10 protein-coding genes are annotated in these 16,423 nt (G+C 57.9%); 7 read left to right on the forward strand and 3 right to left on the reverse strand.

Annotated elements, in window-relative coordinates; genetic code table 11:
• Positions 1–10: 10 nt before the first annotated feature.
• From BQ5591_RS03360 to BQ5591_RS03380, 4 genes are all read left to right on the forward strand, one after another.
• Positions 11–2,206 (forward strand): alpha-galactosidase, encoded by a 2,196-nt coding sequence (locus BQ5591_RS03360; RefSeq protein ID WP_071148428.1) that lies wholly within the window; start codon positions 11–13, stop codon positions 2,204–2,206.
• 37 nt (positions 2,207–2,243) lie between these two features.
• Entirely contained in the window at positions 2,244–3,410 is a 1,167-nt protein-coding gene (locus tag BQ5591_RS03365; protein WP_071148429.1) for an MFS transporter, read from the forward strand.
• A gap of 165 nt (positions 3,411–3,575) precedes the next feature.
• Positions 3,576–4,469: a carbohydrate kinase family protein gene (locus BQ5591_RS03370; RefSeq protein WP_071148430.1), complete on the forward strand. Its 894-nt coding sequence runs from the start codon at positions 3,576–3,578 to the stop codon at positions 4,467–4,469.
• Between the two features lie 218 nt (positions 4,470–4,687).
• Positions 4,688–7,450, forward strand: a complete 2,763-nt coding sequence (locus BQ5591_RS03380) for a hybrid sensor histidine kinase/response regulator transcription factor (protein ID WP_071148432.1) — start codon at positions 4,688–4,690, stop codon at positions 7,448–7,450.
• 121 nt (positions 7,451–7,571) lie between these two features.
• On the opposite strand, the gene BQ5591_RS03385 is transcribed toward BQ5591_RS03380, so the two are convergent.
• Both BQ5591_RS03385 and BQ5591_RS03390 read right to left on the reverse strand, forming a co-directional pair.
• Positions 7,572–10,112, reverse strand: a complete 2,541-nt coding sequence (locus BQ5591_RS03385) for a DUF5686 and carboxypeptidase-like regulatory domain-containing protein (protein ID WP_071148433.1) — start codon at positions 10,110–10,112, stop codon at positions 7,572–7,574.
• Between the two features lie 361 nt (positions 10,113–10,473).
• Positions 10,474–11,481, reverse strand: coding sequence for an aspartate-semialdehyde dehydrogenase (locus tag BQ5591_RS03390; protein ID WP_022161865.1), 1,008 nt, complete (start codon positions 11,479–11,481; stop codon positions 10,474–10,476).
• Between the two features lie 135 nt (positions 11,482–11,616).
• Between BQ5591_RS03390 and BQ5591_RS03395 the strand changes: the two genes are divergently transcribed.
• The 3 genes from BQ5591_RS03395 to BQ5591_RS03405 all read left to right on the forward strand — a co-directional run bounded on the left by BQ5591_RS03395 (position 11,617) and on the right by BQ5591_RS03405 (position 15,291).
• Complete coding sequence (locus BQ5591_RS03395; RefSeq protein WP_071148594.1) at positions 11,617–13,752, forward strand: cation:proton antiporter; 2,136 nt, start codon at positions 11,617–11,619, stop codon at positions 13,750–13,752.
• 8 nt (positions 13,753–13,760) lie between these two features.
• Positions 13,761–14,510 carry a tRNA threonylcarbamoyladenosine dehydratase gene (locus BQ5591_RS03400; RefSeq protein ID WP_071148595.1) on the forward strand — a complete coding sequence of 250 codons (750 nt, stop codon included), beginning with the start codon at positions 13,761–13,763 and terminating at the stop codon, positions 14,508–14,510.
• A gap of 103 nt (positions 14,511–14,613) precedes the next feature.
• The gene (locus BQ5591_RS03405; protein WP_071148434.1) at positions 14,614–15,291 is read left to right on the forward strand and encodes an ABC transporter ATP-binding protein; all 678 of its coding nucleotides are present in this window, start codon (positions 14,614–14,616) and stop codon (positions 15,289–15,291) included.
• A 112-nt stretch (positions 15,292–15,403) separates the two neighbouring features.
• On the opposite strand, the gene BQ5591_RS03410 is transcribed toward BQ5591_RS03405, so the two are convergent.
• On the reverse strand, positions 15,404–16,420 hold the full coding sequence (locus tag BQ5591_RS03410; protein ID WP_071148435.1) for a ComEA family DNA-binding protein: 1,017 nt from the start codon (positions 16,418–16,420) through the stop codon (positions 15,404–15,406).
• Positions 16,421–16,423: the final 3 nt, after the last annotated feature.

The raw sequence follows: 16,423 nt of genomic DNA on the forward strand, positions 1-16,423 counted from the left end.
CTTATATCCCATGAAACACCTCATCGCAACGGCGGCACTTGCACTGCTCGCCACCACTACACTGAATGCCAGTGACATGAAACAAATACGCATTTCCACTGACCGCACCGACCTGGTGCTGCAGGTGGGCGACAACGGCCGCCTCTACCAGAGCTATTTTGGTGAACGGCTGCTGAATGAGTCCGACCTGAAAGAACTGGGTTGGAGCGTACACCCCGCCTCGGACGGCAGTGTCAGCCGCCGCGGGTGGGAGGTGTACAGCGGTTCGGGCAACGAAGACTTCTTCGAACCTGCCCTGGCCGTCACCCACAACGACGGAAATCCTTCCACATGGCTCTACTACGTTTCTTCCTCCTCGCACCCCGTGGAGGGAGGCGTGCGGACCGACATCCAGCTGCGCGACGACAAGTATCCCGTCGACGTGACGCTGCACTACGTGGCCTATCCGAAGGAGAACGTCATCAAGACCTGGAGCGAAATCCGCCATCAGGAGAAGAAGCCTGTTACCTTGTCGGCCTATGCCTCGACCATGCTTTACTTTAGCCGTCCGACTTACTACCTGACGGAGTTCAGCAGCGACTGGGCCAAGGAAGCGCAGATGAGCACGCAGCCCCTGCTTTTCGGCAAGAAGGTGATCGACACCAAGCTGGGCAGCCGTGCCGCGATGCACACGCATCCCTTCTTCATCGTGGGGCTGGACCAGCCCGCTCAGGAACGGCAGGGCGAAGTGCTGATGGGCACACTGGCGTGGACAGGCAACTTCCGCTTCACCTTCGAGGTGGACAATGTGGGCAACCTGCGCATCATTCCCGGCATCAATCCGTATGCGTCGGCCTACAAACTGGAACGCGATGAGGTCTTCACTACCCCCGAATTCATCTTTACACTGAGCACTGAAGGTACCGGCCAGGGCAGCCGCGACCTGCAGGCCTGGGCACGCAACTACCAGCTGAAGGACGGCAAAGGCACACGCCTGACGCTGCTCAACAACTGGGAGAACACCGCCTTCGACTTCGATCAGGACATTCTGGCCGAACTGATGAAGGAAGCCAAAGACCTGGGTGTAGACATGTTTCTGCTGGACGACGGATGGTTTGGCAACAAGTATCCGCGCAAGGACGACCGTGCCGGACTGGGCGACTGGGAAGTGACGCACGACAAGCTGCCCGGCGGCATCCGTGCCCTGACCGACGCAGCCAAAGAGGCTGGCGTGAAGTTCGGACTGTGGATAGAACCGGAAATGGTGAATCCCAAAAGCGAACTCTTCGAACAGCATCCCGACTGGGCCATCCACTATCCCAACCGCGAGACGTACTACTACCGCAACCAGCTGGTGCTCGACCTGAGCAACCCGGCCGTGCAGGACTACGTCTACGGCATCGTGGACAAGCTGCTGAAGGAGAACCCCGACATTGCTTACTTCAAGTGGGATTGCAACAGCCCCATCACCAACATCTACTCACCCTACCTCAAGGCCGAACAGGGACAACTGTACATCGACCATGTACGCGGCGTCTATAACGTGATGAAACGGGTGAAGGACAACTATCCCGACGTGCCCATGATGCTCTGCTCGGGCGGCGGTGCACGTTGCGACTACGAGGCGCTAAAGTATTTCACCGAGTTCTGGTGCAGCGACAATACCGATCCTGTGGAGCGCATTTACATTCAATGGGGTTTCTCGCAGTTCTTCCCGGCCAAGGCCATGTGTGCTCATGTGACGAGCTGGAACAAGGCAGCTTCGGTGAAGTTCCGTACCGATGTGGCTTCGATGTGCAAGCTGGGTTTCGACCTGGGACTGAAGGAGCTGAGTGCTGACGAACTGCTCTACTGCCAGACGGCCGTGGCCAACTGGAAACGTCTGCAACCCGTCATTCTGGACGGCAGTCAGTATCGTCTGGTGTCACCTTACGAAAGCAACCACATGGCAGTAAACTACGTGAGCACGGACAGCCGCAAGGCCGTACTCTTTGCCTACGATGTCTATCCGCGCTATCAGGAGAAACTGCTGCCCGTCCGCTTGCAGGGACTTGACCCGACGAAGCGTTACAAGGTAGAGGAAATCAACCTGATGCCCGGTACACAGTCCACACTGCCTGCCAACGGCAAAGTGCTCTCGGGCGACTATCTGATGAAGGTGGGACTCGACGCTTTCGGCTTCCAGCCGATGCAGAGTCGGGTGGTGGAACTGACGGAGGTAGAATGAATATCACTTCTCTAACTTCTTTAAATTCTTAAAAACAATGACCGCAAAACAACAAATGAAATACGGAAGGCTGATACCCGTCATGCTTTGCTTTTTCGCCATGGGCTTTGTTGACCTGGTGGGTATCGCTTCCAATTACGTAAAGGCCGACTTGGGGCTGACGGACTCGCAGGCCAATATTTTTCCGTCGCTTGTCTTCTTCTGGTTCCTCATCTTCTCCGTGCCGACGGGGATGCTGATGAACCGCATCGGGCGGAAGCGTACCGTGCTGCTCAGCTTGCTTGTGACTGCCGTGTCGCTGCTGCTGCCGCTCTTTGGCGACGGTTATGGGCTGATGCTCTGTTCCTTCTCGCTGCTGGGCATCGGTAATGCGCTGATGCAGACTTCGCTCAACCCGCTGCTGAGCAACATCATCACGGGCGACCGCCTGGCCAGTTCGCTCACCTTCGGACAGTTTGTCAAGGCCATCGCTTCGTTTCTGGCCCCCTACATCGCCATGTGGGGCGCTACGCAGGCCATGCCTACTTTCGGACTGGGCTGGCGTGTGCTGTTCCCCGTCTACATGGTAGTGGCCGTCATTGCCATCCTGTGGCTGTCGTCTACACCCATCGAGGAAGAGAAACCCGACCAGGCATCGGGCTTTGCCGACTGCCTGCGCCTGCTGGGCCGTCCGTTCATTCTGCTGTGCTTCCTGGGCATCGTCTGCCACGTGGGCATCGACGTGGGCACCAACACCACGGCTCCCAAACTGCTGATGGAACGTGTGGGCCTGACGCTCGAAGAGGCGGGATTTGCCACGAGCCTTTACTTCATCTTCCGTACGGCGGGCTGCCTGCTGGGTACGTTCATCCTACAACATCTGTCGGCACGCCGCTTCCTGGGCATCAGTGTGGTTTGCATGCTGGTGGCAATGGCAGGACTGCTGGTGTCCGACGCGCACTACGTCATCTACGTTTGCATCGCGCTGATCGGTTTCGGCAACTCGAATGTATTCCCCATCATCTTTGCGCAGGCGCTGACGACTGTGCCCGAGAAGAAGAACGAGGTTTCGGGTCTGATGATTATGGGCCTCTTCGGCGGCACGGTGTTCCCGTTGCTGATGGGTGTGGCCAGCGATGCAGTAGGTCAGAGTGGTGCGGTGGCCGTGATGACGGTCGGCGTGCTCTATCTGATTGCCTATACGCTGAAGATGAAGAAAGCCTGATTTTAGTAAACAAGTAAACGAGTCAACAAGTAATCAAGAAACAAGTAAACGAGTTAACAAGTCAACAAGTAAACGAGACCACAAGTCCTTGTAGCCTGTAGCCTTGTCAACTCGTCTACTAACTGATTCCCTTGTCAACTCGTCCACCATTTAAAACCAACAACCATGAATAGTCAACCAATCGTAGTCGGAATGGGCGAAGCACTGTGGGACGTGCTGCCCGAAGGAAAAAAACTGGGTGGAGCACCCGCCAACTTTGCCTATCACGTGTCGCAGTTCGGGCTGGAGAGCCGCGTGGTGAGTGCCGTAGGTCAGGACAAACTGGGCGCAGAGATTCTGGAAAACTTCCGCCAGAAACAGCTGTACGGACTTATCGAAACCGTGCCTTACCCCACGGGTACCGTTCAGGTAGAGCTGGATGCCGAGGGCGTGCCCTGCTATGACATCAAGGAAGGCGTGGCCTGGGACAACATCCCCTACACGCAGGCCCTCGAAGGACTGGCCAGTCAGACGCGTGCCGTCTGCTTCGGTTCGCTGGCACAACGCAGCATCGTGTCGCGCCAGACCATCCACCGTTTTCTCGACGCCATGCCCAACGATGCCGATACGCTGCGCATCTTCGACATCAACCTGCGTCAGGGTTTCTATACGAAAGAGATTCTGTGCGATTCGTTCCGCCGCTGCAACATTCTGAAGATTAATGATGAGGAACTGGTCACCGTGAGCCGCATGTTCGGCTATCCCGGCATCGACTTGCAGGACAAGTGTTGGATTCTGCTGGCCAAGTACAACCTGAAGATGCTTATCCTGACCTGTGGTGTCAATGGCAGCTACGTCTTCACGCCCGGTCATGTTTCGTTTGTCGAGACGCCGAAGGTGCAGGTAGCCGACACGGTGGGTGCCGGCGATTCGTTCACCGCCGCCTTCGTGGCCGCCACGCTGAAGGGACTTCCCGTAGCCGAAGCCCATCGCCTGGCCGTCGACACCTCGGCCTACGTCTGCACACAGCAGGGTGCTATGCCCGTGCTGCCCGAGTCGCTGACCAGCCGTCTGGCCTGACCTCCGACATCACTTATTCCCCGTTTGTGGGACACTTGCACGGCTCGCGAGCAACACAAGTACGGCTCGCGAGCCGTGCTTGTGTTTCATAAATGGAATGCAAGTGTCCCACATTCCTGCCAATTTCCAAGCCTTTCCCCCAATCTTTTCCCGCCCCGTGTCGCTCTTCTGCATTATATTCGTTATATTTGCCTTCTCTAATCCCCAAAAGAAAGGCCATGAAACACAATACCTTCTACCTTTTTACCTTGTGCGCACTGTGTCTGCTGCTGACGGCATGCGGGCGCGAACGGGCCCGTTTCCTGATAGCCGTGTCGCAATGCAGCGACGACGAGTGGCGCACGCAGATGAACAAGGAAATCCGTCGCGAAGCACTTTTCTATCCCGGTGTGGAAGTGGACATCCGCTCGGCCGGCGATGACAATGCCCGGCAGACAGCCGACATCGAACATTTCATCGACCAGAAAGCTGACCTGATTGTGGTGGCGCCCAACGAAGCCGAAGCGCTGACACCCGCCATCGAAAAGGCGCACGACAAAGGCATTCCCGTGCTGCTGGTCGACCGTCGTATCAACTCCGACCGCTATACCGCTTACATCGGTGCCGACAATTACGAGATGGGACGCCAGATAGGTGCCTACATCGTCAGTCGCCTGAAAGGGGAAGGTAACGTTGTGGAACTGACCGGACTACAGGGTTCGACCCCAGCGCGCGACCGCCATCGCGGACTGATGGACGCCCTGGCCGACGCTCCGGGCATACACGTCGTGGCTGCAGCCGATGCCGGATGGTTCAGGCAATCGGCCGAACAGGCCTTCGACTCCATCCTCGACCGCCAGCCGCGCATCGACCTCGTCTTTGCCCACAACGACCGTATGGCCTCCGGTGCGCACGATGCTGCCGTCAGACGGGGACGTGCCGAAGAGATGCTGTTTGTCGGTGTAGATGCCCTTTCGGGCAAGGGACTGGGTGTGGAGATGGTGTCCGACGGCACCCTCGATGCCACCTTCATCTATCCCACCGGCGGCGACCGCGTCGTGCAGGTGGCCATGGATATTCTCGAAGGACGCAGCTATCCGCGCGAGACGCTCCTCTCTACCGCATTGGTCAACCGTCAGAACGCCCGCATCATGCAGATGCAGACGACCCACATAGGCACCCTCGACGAAAAAATCGAGAAGCTCAACAGCCAGCTCGACGCCTTCCTGCTGCGCTACTCGGCCCAACGCATGTTTCTATATGCCTGCATCGTTATTTTGGTGCTGGTAGGAGCGTTGCTCGTCTTCGTGGTGCGTGCCTTCTGGACCAAGAATCGCCTGAATACCGAACTTTCGCAACAGAAGCAGCAGGTGGAGGAACAGCGCGACCAGCTCATCCACCTGTCGCGCCAGCTGGAGGACGCCACACATGCCAAACTGGCCTTCTTCACCAACGTTTCGCACGACTTCCGCACCCCGCTCACCCTGATTGCCGACCCCGTGGAGCAGCTAATGCACAGCCACACCCTGACCGAGCACGAACGCTTCCTGCTGAACATCATTCACAAGAACGTCACCGTGCTGTTGCGCCTGGTCAATCAGGTGCTCGACTTCCGGAAGTTCGAGGATGGCAAACTGCAGTTGCGTCTGAGCCGCTTCGACCTGCGTACGGCGCTGATGGAGTGGACCGACGCTTTCCGCACCCTGTCGTTCCGCAAGCACATACACTTCCGCATCGAGGCCGACCCTGCTGCCGACTACACCGTGACCGCCGATGCCGAGAAGCTGGAACGCATCGTCTACAACCTCCTCTCGAACGCCTTCAAGTTCACGCCCGAGAACGGTAACATCAGTGTCGGCCTGGCTTTGTTCAGCCGCGAAGGCGAACCCGCGCTGCGCCTGCAAGTCACCGATACCGGCGTAGGCATGCCTGCCGAGCACGTGCAGCACATCTTCGACAGTTTCTATCAGATCGACGTCCATCATGCCGGTTCGGGCATCGGTCTGGCCCTGGTGAAAGCCTTTGTCGAGATGCACCGCGGCACCATCCGTGTAGACACTACCGAAGGGCAGGGCACTTGCTTCACTATCGAGATGCCCGCTTGCCAGACGGGCGACCTCGACCCCGACACCACACGCAGCGCCGTGCTGGCCAATCTGAAAGAAGGTGCCGTGCTGGCCGCCGACCAGGAGACACTGCAAGCTACCGAGTCCGACACCCCTGCCGAGGATAAGGAAACCGTGCTCGTGATAGACGACAATCAGGACATCCGCGACTACGTGCACTCCATCCTGCAGGACGACTACCGTGTAATCGAGGCTGCCAACGGTCAGGAGGGCATTCAGCAGGCCATGAAGTATGTGCCCGACGTCATCATCTGCGACGTGATGATGCCCGTGATGGATGGCATGGAGTGTTGCCGCCGCCTGAAGTCCGAACTGCAGACGTCGCACATCCCCGTGATGATGCTTACCGCCTATGCTGTGGACGAGCAGAAGATAAAAGGCTACGAATGCGGTGCCGACTCGTACATCGCCAAGCCCTTCAGTGCCCGCCTGCTGACTGTGCGCCTGCGCAACCTTATCGAAAACCGTCACCGCCTGCAGAACTTCTTCGCCGATGGCAGCAACACTGCCTTGCAACAGCCCAAACCCGCGGTCACCGATGTGGACAAGGGCTTTATGGATAAGCTGCGCCGCCTGATCGACGAGCGTCTGTCCGACCCCAATCTCAGCGTAGAGGAGCTGGGCGAACAGATAGGTCTGAGCCGCGTGCAGCTGTACCGCAAGACGAAGGCCCTGTGCGGCTACTCGCCCAACGAGCTGCTGCGCATTGCCCGCCTGAAGCGTGCCGCCTCGCTGCTGGCCTCGACCGAAAAGACCGTGGCCGAGATTACCTACGAAGTAGGCTTCAGTTCGCCCTCGTACTTCACCAAGTGCTATAAGGAGTATTTCGGCGAGATACCGACCGAATTCCTGCGTCGGAAGAATGGTGGGGAGTGAGCCTGCCGCTCTGCGGACGGAAGTGCGTCGGCCGTATGGCTTCGGTTACAGTTGTGATTCTTTGGAAGAAAGGAAGAACGAGGGAAGCGGAGTGGGTGTTGTACCTCCCGACCATCCCCCGTCAGAACGTCATGTGCAGACTGATGCGCAGGCCGCTGCGGTCGATGCCGGGGAGGTCGCGATAGGTGAGCCTCCATACGTAGTCCAAACGGAGGACTTTCAGAATGTTTTCGATACCTGCACCTACTTCTACATAAGGCTTGCTGCCCATCAGGTGGCTGCCTGCCGGAAACTGGAAGAGGCCTTCGCAGCAGGCGGGATTGTTGCGGTCGCTCAGGTGGCCATACATGCCCCGGCACGAGAGGACTTCGCGCCACTGCAGTTTCTTCAGCAAGGGGATGCGGTTGAAGAGCCATCCGTTCAGATAGTAGGTGACGTCCCACGAGGCGTACTCGTCGTTGAGGAACTCCATCGCGTTCATCAGGCTGAAGGATTCGGGCTGTATGGTGTACGACAGGTTGGCGTTGGGGATGATGAGCAGGGGGAAGGGCACCTTGTTCCATACCTTTCCTGCTTTCAGAATGACGTCGGTGTAGCCGAAGGCCGAGAACCAGAAACGCTTCTGAAAACCCGCTTCGGTGTACTGGTAATTGTAGTCGCTGCCCAATATGCCTTTGGCGGCCATCGTGTGCGACAGACTGAAGACGGGAGCGTCGAGCGAGACGGGGAAGCGGTTCCATTGCGTCTGGAAGAACTTTTCGCCCGGGGCATAGCGTAGCTTCAGCTCCAGTTCGCTGTTGGCGATGCTGGGCACGTAGGTGTGGTTTTCGTCCTGACGGATGAAGGGAATGAGGTACGACGACTCGTCGCGGCGCAAGCGGGCGATGAGTTGGTAGGAGAAACCGGAGTGGTACTCATGCCTGTAGGTCAGTTCGGCCTTCTGCTGGTAGCCGATGCGGTCGTCTTTCTTCCGTTTCAGGGCCAGGAAGACGTTGTCTTTGCTGGTGTACAGATAGTTCTGTCCGTACTGATTGACGTCGGAGTAGTAGCTGAGCTTGAGCGAGTGGATGGGGAATTCGTTGGCGTATTCCTTCTTCTCGTTGAAGGAGTATTCGAGCTCGGCCAGTCCCTTGACGCGCTGGTCCTTGAAACCATAGGCCATGTAGCCTCTGGCAAAGAGGTGCGGGTGGAGCCAGGCGGTAGTCATGCCCCCGGCGCGGATGCGTACGCCTTCGAGGGTGTTTCCGTTGATGGAGGTGTTGACGGGACCGTAGTAGAACAGCGGCGAGTGGTCGCGCGGCAGGGGAACGTAGCCTGTAAAGAGTATTTTCAGTATCTTTTCGGTCCAGTAGTAGGCAGGGTAGGTGCGCAGGCGGGCCATCATCTGGTCGACCGAGGTCTCCTTGGGGCTGATGCCGGCAGGGCGGTTCTGTGCCCAGTACTGGTCGGTGCGGGCGGCAGCTTCGCGCGGCTCGATGACTTTCTCGGGGCGCTCGAAGGCGGCGAGTCCTTCGGGGGTAGGGATGTAGCGGTAGTTGGTGTAGGACACTTGCCGCTTGGCGTAGATGCCGTCGCTGCCTTCGGTCAGCTTGAATTCGGTCAGGATGGTTTCGTCGGTGAGCTGGCGGGTGCCGTCGGGGGCGCGGTCGAAGTTCTGTTCGAGAGTCATGTCGTCGACGAAGTTCAGGTTGATTTTGCGGGGGAAGTTCATTTGTACGCGGTGGACGAAGTAGGTGCTGTCGAGCGATACGTACAGGTGTCCCGTGAATCCGAACGACTCGGAGTTGAAGGGTACGAAGGTGAGGTCGACGCAGGGCTGCCCGCCGATGTCGAGGGTGTCGGCCAGGTAGTATTTGTAGAACGAGGGCCCCATTTGCGACAGAGGGCTGACGAACTTGTTGGTGAAGAGGGTGATGTTGTTGCGGTAGATGTCGACGTCGGTCATGGTGACGCTGATGGCCTGCTCCATGCCTTGCTGCGACAGCATTTCGTCGACGCCTGCCTGACGGCGTGCGCGGACGGCTTGCTTTTCGGTGTGGGGCGAGCGGCGGTAGTAGTCGGTGGCCAGCAGTTCGCGGTTGGACACGGCGAGCATGGGCTTCCCGCTGACGGCCGAGGTGTCGACGTAGTCGGTCAGGAAGTCGAATTTGCGGTAGATCCATTTCTGGCTTTTCAGGCTGTCGAAGTTGTTGATGAAGAAGGTGGTCTTCTCGTAGCGGTCGCGCTGCCAGTAGTCCTGTTCGTCGGGCGAGTAGTCGTCGCGGTGGTCTATCATCCGGCGGACGAACTCGACGGCAGGGTTGTTCTTCTTGCTGTAGTGTTCGCGGCGGGGCTTCACGACGACTTCCTGCAGGGCGTAGGTGGCGGGCGACAGTGCGATGTGCAGTTCGGATTGCGTGGCGGGGCGTATGGTTCGGGTGTATTCGTTGTATCCCACGGCCGACACTGTGAGCTGGGCCTGCGTACGGCGGGTGGTGAAGCGGAAGTGCCCTTCGTTGTCGGTCATGCCTCCTTCGGTGGTTCCTTTCAGGTAGACGGATGTGTAGGGCAGCGGTTCCTTTGTCAGGGAATCGGTTACTGTCCCGCGCAGGGTGTACTGTGCCTTCAGGGGGAGGGCGGCACATACGAGCATGATCCAAAGAACTGTTTTTGCAAGCTTCATCCTACTATGTTTTAGGCTCTGATTCGGGCTGCAAAGTTACGGCGGAAAACTTTTTTGGAAAGTTCAGTTTTGCTGGAGAAATGTTCTGTTTCTCTTTTTTGTGGCTGGAATTATGGAGAAAAACGGCTTTTTCAGTGTTCCGTAGGGCGCTTGCAGGGTATTTGTGGGACACTTGTGTTTCATTTGTGGGACACTTGTACGGCTCGCGAGCCACACTTGTGTCTCTCGCGAGCGACACTTGCGCCGCTCCCGAAGCTGTGTGGTGCTTGTATTGGCAGGTGGAAAAAAGGACAGGCGGCCGCCGGAGCCTGATGTGGCTTCCGCGACCGCCTGCCGGTATGTGTGCGCGTGTGCGATTCGTTTAGAGGGCGTTCTCCTTGATGAGCCATTCGGCTATCTGAACAGCGTTCAGGGCGGCTCCCTTCTTGATCTGGTCGCCTACAATCCAGAACGTCAGTCCGCAGTCGTTGGTCAGGTCCTTGCGGATGCGGCCTACGTATACGGGGTCTTTGCCTGCCAGGAAGAGGGGCATGGGGTATTCCTTCTCGGCGGGGTTGTCCATCAGCACCAGTCCTTCGCCCTTGCTGAAGGCTTCGCGGGCTTCTTCGACGGAGATGGGGCGTTCGGTCTCTACCCAGATGCTCTCGGAGTGAGAACGGAGGGCGGGTACGCGTACGCAGGTGGCGCTGACCTTGACGTCGGAGTGCATGATTTTGCGTGTCTCGTTGTACATCTTCATCTCTTCCTTCGTATAGCCGTTTTCAGTGAACACGTCGATCTGCGGGATGAGGTTGAAGGCAAGCTGGTAGGCGAACTTCTCGACGGTGACGGGCTCTCCGGCCAGTACCTGACGGTATTGTGTGTACAGTTCGTCCATGGCGGCTGCTCCGGCGCCGCTGGCTGCCTGGTAGGTAGACACGTGTACGGTCTTTATGTGTGATAGCTGTTCGATGGCTTTCAGTGCAACGACCATCTGGATGGTGGTGCAGTTGGGGTTGGCGATGATGCCGCGCGGACGGTCTTTGGCGTCGGCGGGGTTTACTTCGGGCACTACGAGGGGCACGTCGGCATCCATACGGAAGGCGCTTGAGTTGTCTATCATCACGGCTCCGTACTTGGTGATGGTTTCGGCGAATTCTTTGGAGGTGCCTGCGCCTGCGGAAGTGAACGCGATGTCCACACCTTTAAAGTCATCGTTGTGTTGCAAGAGTTTGACCTCGATCTGTTTACCGCGGAAGGTGTATTTCGTACCTGCACTGCGTTTCGATCCGAACAGCACTAACTCGTCCAGCGGGAAATTTCTTTCATCGAGCACCCGCAGGAATTCTTGTCCTACGGCTCCGCTTGCTCCAACAATAGCTACTTTCATTTTTCTTTTCTTTTTAATTAATGGGTTAAAAATTGAGCTTTTCGGCCGCAAATTTACTACAAAATGCAGTACGGCATCACACTAAATGAAAACTTTTTTGTTATTTTGCACATGAAAACCTAATATGTGATGCGTATGGATTGGCTCAACTTCAGTTTGGAACTACCTATAACCGACCCCACGTGGATATTTCTGCTGGTGCTGCTTATCATCCTGTTTGCCCCCATGCTGCTCAGCAAGCTGCGCATTCCGCACATCATCGGCATGATTCTGGCGGGGCTGGTCATCGGCGAGCACGGGTTCAACATCCTGGCGCGCGACAGCAGTTTTGAACTTTTCGGCAAGGTGGGCCTGTACTACATCATGTTTCTGGCCGGACTGGAAATGAACATGAGCGACTTCAAGCAGAACCGCAACAAGGCGCTCGTGCTGGGTCTGCTGGCTTTTGTGGTGCCTATCGTCATCGGTTTTGTGGCCAATGTCGCGCTGCTGAAGTATGGTGTGCTGACCTCGGTTCTGCTGGCCAGTATGTATGCCTCGCATACGCTGGTGGCCTATCCCATTGTGATTCGTTACGGCGTGTCGCGCCACCGCAGTGTCAGCATCGCTGTGGGCGGAACGGCTGTCACCGACACCCTGACGCTGCTTGTGCTGGCCGTTGTGGGCGGCATGTTCAAGGGCGAGTCGGACGGACTGTTTTGGCTGTGGCTGGTGGTGAAGGTCATCATTCTGGGTGCGTTTATCATGTGGTCGTTTCCCCGCCTGGGGCGCTGGTTCTTCCGCCGCTACGACGACAACGTGATGCAGTTCATCTTCGTCCTTGCCCTGGTGTTTCTGGGTGCGGGACTGATGGAGTTCGTGGGCATGGAAGGCATCCTCGGCGCATTCCTCGCCGGACTGGTGCTGAACCGCCTCATTCCCCACGTGTCGCCGCTGATGAATCACCTGGAGTTTGTGGGCAACGCCTTGTTTATTCCCTACTTCCTGATAGGCGTCGGCATGCTGATAGATGTCAACGTGCTGTTTGGTCACGTCAATTCGCTGAAGGTGGCGGGCGTGATGATTGTCATGGCCTTGCTGGGCAAGTGGATAGCCTGCTGGCTGACGCAGAAAGCCTATCGGATGACGTCGATCGAGCGCGAACTGATGTACGGCCTTAGTACGGCGCAGGCCGCTGCCACGCTGGCTGCCGTGCTGGTGGGTTACAACATCATCCTGCCGAGTGGCGAACGTCTGCTGAACGACGACGTGCTGAACGGCACCATCCTGCTGATTCTGGTCACCTGCATTGTCAGTTCGTTCGTCACCGAGCGTGCCGCGCGCACCGTAGCCATGGACGAAGCCCATCCCGAAGAAGACCGTTCGCGCGAGCCCGAAAAGATTCTGATCCCGATTGCCAATCCCGACACGATAGAAGACCTTATCAACCTGTCGTTGGTGATACGCGACCCCAAGCAGAAAGACAACCTGCTGGCCTTGAACGTAGTAAACGACAGCAACAGTCCCAACGGCTCCGATGTGCGTGGCAAGCGCTATTTGGAGAAAGCCGCCATGATTACCGCTTCGGCCGATGTGCGCCTGAAGCAAATCAGCCGCTACGACCTGAACATTGCCGCGGGCATCATCCATACGGCGAAGGAGCACGGAGTGACCGACGTTGTCATCGGTCTGCACCGCAAGATGACCATCGTAGACTCCTTCTTCGGTATGCTGACTGAAAGTCTGCTCAAGGGACTGAACCGCGAAGTGATGGTGGCCAAGTTCCTGATCCCCATCAACACGCTGCGCCGCATCATTGTGGCCGTGCCGCCCAAGGCTGAATACGAAGCGGGCTTCCAGAAGTGGGTAGAACACTTCTGCCGCATGGGCAACACGCTGGGCTGCCGCGTCCACTTCTTCTCGAACGAAGAGACAGCCGTACCCCTGCAAGCCCTCATCAAGAAGAAATATAGCCAGACGCTGACCGACTACTCCCTGCTGGACGACTGGGAAGACCTGCTGATACTGACCGGACAAGTGAACTACGACCACCTGCTGGTCATCATCAGTGCTCGCCGCGGCTCCATCTCGTACGACAGCTCGTTCGAGAAACTGCCCGGACAGCTGAGCCGCTACTTTGCCAACAACAGCCTGATTGTGCTCTACCCCGACCAGTTGGGCGAACCGCAGGATGTACTCTCCTTCTCGAACCCGCGCGGCAACAACGATCCGCAGCACTACGAGAAAGTAGGTCGCTGGTTCTATCGATGGTTTAAAAAGAACAATGCCTAATGACTGACATGAATATACCGAACGCCGCCTCTGCCGGCGACACTCCGTGCCCCGACTGGCAACAGCGTACCCAGCTGCTGCTGGGCGAGGAGAAAAGGCAGCGACTGGCCCGTGCCCACGTGCTGATAGTAGGACTGGGAGGTGTGGGCGCCTATGCCGCCGAAATGATTTGCCGTGCCGGTGTGGGCCGCATGACGATTGTCGATGCCGACACCGTACAGCCCACCAACATCAATCGCCAGCTGCCTGCGCTGCACTCCACCGTGGGCCTGCCGAAAGCCGAAGTGCTGGCTGCCCGCTTCCGCGACATCAACCCCGATGTGCAGCTCAACGTGCTGCCCGTCTTCCTGAAGGACGAGAACATCCCCGCGCTGCTCGACGCCGACCGCTACGACTTTGTGGTCGATGCCATCGATACGCTGGCCCCCAAGTGCCACCTGATAGCCGAAGCCCTGAGGCGGCGCATCAAGATTGTATCGAGCATGGGGGCAGGCGCCAAGAGCGACATCACGCAGGTGCGCTTTGCCGACATTTGGGACACCTACCACTGCGGACTGAGCAAGGCTGTGCGCAAGCGCCTGCAAAAGATGGGCATCCGCCATAAGTTGCCCGTCGTGTTCAGCACCGAGCAGGCCGACCCGAACGCCGTCCTCCTGACCGACGACGAGCAGAACAAGAAGTCCACCTGCGGCACGGTGAGCTACATGCCCGCCGTCTTCGGCTGCTATCTGGCCGAGTATGTCATCAGGAGGCTCTGAAAGAATTAAAAATGAATAATGAATAATGAAAAGGCAGGGCTTGCGGAGGCTTGCACAGCTGGCCGCGTCCTGCCAACTGCTGATCCGCATAAATCCATAACGAATGATTCAACTCGAAAACATAACCAAGAGTTTCGGCTCCCTCCAGGTACTCAGGGGCATCGACCTGCAGATAGAGAAAGGCGAAGTAGTAAGCATCGTAGGTCCCAGCGGTGCCGGAAAGACCACCCTGTTGCAAATCATGGGTACGCTCGACGCGCCCGACACGGGTATGGTCCGCATCGACGGTACCGAGGTAGGCCGCATGAAGGAGAAAGAACTCTCTGCCTTCCGCAACCGCCGCATCGGCTTCGTCTTCCAGTTCCACCAGCTGTTGCCCGAGTTCACTGCGTTGGAGAACGTCATGATACCCGCCCTGATAGCCGGTCTGGGTCGCCGCGAAGCCCAGTCGTCCGCCCTCGAAATGCTGAATCTGCTGGGACTGGCCGACCGTGCCGCGCATAAGCCCAGCGAACTGTCCGGTGGCGAGAAACAGCGCGTGGCTGTGGCTCGTGCCCTCATCAACCACCCCGCCGTGGTACTGGCCGACGAGCCTTCGGGCAGCCTCGACACACACAACAAGGCCGAACTTCACCAACTTTTCTTCGATCTGCGCGACCGCCTGGGGCAGACGTTCGTCATCGTGACTCACGACGAGAGCCTGGCCTGCATTACCGACCGCACGATTCATCTGAAGGATGGGGCGGTGGTGCAAGATTCTGAGGTCGCAGTGAGCGAGTAATCTTCTTTTCTTTGTGCAAAATCCCCCAAAAACTGCACGAACTTCGTGCAATATTCCCTGATTTCTGTACGAATCGGGTGCAAAATCCGTATGTCCGGCGGTTGAGTCGGGGTTATTCGAAGCTCAGGTAGTGGCTGAGGCGTTCCAGATCGTCGGGGGTGAACTCTTCGTAGAGGGCGAGGGGTTTGAGGCTCTTCAGTGGGCCGTGCTTGCGGCGATACTCTACGATGGCTTTGGCCTGATAGAAGTTCAGGTAGGGGTGGCGGCGCAGCTGTTCGATGCCGGTGCGGTTGACGTCGAGGCGTTGCAGGGCAGTGGTGTCGATGCGGAACCATGCAGCCAACTGGTGATGGTCGAGGCCTATCTCGCCCAACTGTTCGACGCAGTAGAAGCCGCCCAGCTGCCGGCGATAGTTGCTGATGAGGCGGGCGATGCCGCTCCCTATGCCGGGTATCTTTTTCAGTTCGGTGGTGTCGGCGCGGTTCAGGTCGACGGTGGTGCCGGGGGCATACTTCTGCACTTGCGGACGGGCGGGCAGACTGTCGGTGTGCTGGCGGGCAAGCAGTAACGAGGAAGTTTGCTGTGTGGCGGACGGCGAGTGTACGGGCGGCACGGATGCGGAGCCGTCGCTGTCGGCGGGAGCGATGACGATGTAGGGGCGCAGGGTGTCGAACTGTTGCTGCGTCAGCCCATAAATCTTGCGGAAATCTTTGGCCCGGCGGAAACGCCCACCCTTGCTGCGATAGCGTAGTACGTTGCTTACCATCCACTGCGGCAACCCCAGACGGCGCAGGGTGAGCGAGTCGGCCGTATTGGGGTCGAAGGCGACGGGTGTCAGGCGGACGGGTGCTTGTCGGCCCTCGTCCGAGGACGGCGGATAGGCTTCGTCGGGTTGCCCTTGCCTGCCGTTCAGGCTGTCGGCAAAGGAGTGTTGGCCTTCGGCGGTCTGTTGCTCCGGCTGGTTTTCTCCGTCGGGGGCGGTACGGTCATGGCGAAGCATGACGGCCTGAATGGCCGCATACAGCAGTATCACACCGATGCCCAGCAGAACGACGCCCCGCCTCTCGTTGCAGGTGAAGAACTGCCACAGGAGGGCCCATCGTTTCTTATTCTTCCCGTTTGGCCGCATGCA

Source organism: Bacteroides ndongoniae (assembly GCF_900108345.1).
GTDB classification, from domain to species: domain Bacteria; phylum Bacteroidota; class Bacteroidia; order Bacteroidales; family Bacteroidaceae; genus Bacteroides; species Bacteroides ndongoniae.

Bases quoted from the DNA above. Each gene is read 5' to 3' on its own strand.
- BQ5591_RS03360 (WP_071148428.1), top strand. From the start codon at position 11: ATGAAACACCTCATCGCAACGGCGGCACTTGCACTGCTCGCCACCACT.
- BQ5591_RS03365 (WP_071148429.1), top strand. From the start codon at position 2,244: ATGACCGCAAAACAACAAATGAAATACGGAAGGCTGATACCCGTCATG.
- BQ5591_RS03370 (WP_071148430.1), top strand. From the start codon at position 3,576: ATGAATAGTCAACCAATCGTAGTCGGAATGGGCGAAGCACTGTGGGAC.
- BQ5591_RS03380 (WP_071148432.1), top strand. From the start codon at position 4,688: ATGAAACACAATACCTTCTACCTTTTTACCTTGTGCGCACTGTGTCTG.
- BQ5591_RS03385 (WP_071148433.1), bottom strand. From the start codon at position 10,112: ATGAAGCTTGCAAAAACAGTTCTTTGGATCATGCTCGTATGTGCCGCC.
- BQ5591_RS03390 (WP_022161865.1), bottom strand. From the start codon at position 11,481: ATGAAAGTAGCTATTGTTGGAGCAAGCGGAGCCGTAGGACAAGAATTC.
- BQ5591_RS03395 (WP_071148594.1), top strand. From the start codon at position 11,617: ATGGATTGGCTCAACTTCAGTTTGGAACTACCTATAACCGACCCCACG.
- BQ5591_RS03400 (WP_071148595.1), top strand. From the start codon at position 13,761: ATGAATATACCGAACGCCGCCTCTGCCGGCGACACTCCGTGCCCCGAC.
- BQ5591_RS03405 (WP_071148434.1), top strand. From the start codon at position 14,614: ATGATTCAACTCGAAAACATAACCAAGAGTTTCGGCTCCCTCCAGGTA.
- BQ5591_RS03410 (WP_071148435.1), bottom strand. From the start codon at position 16,420: ATGCGGCCAAACGGGAAGAATAAGAAACGATGGGCCCTCCTGTGGCAG.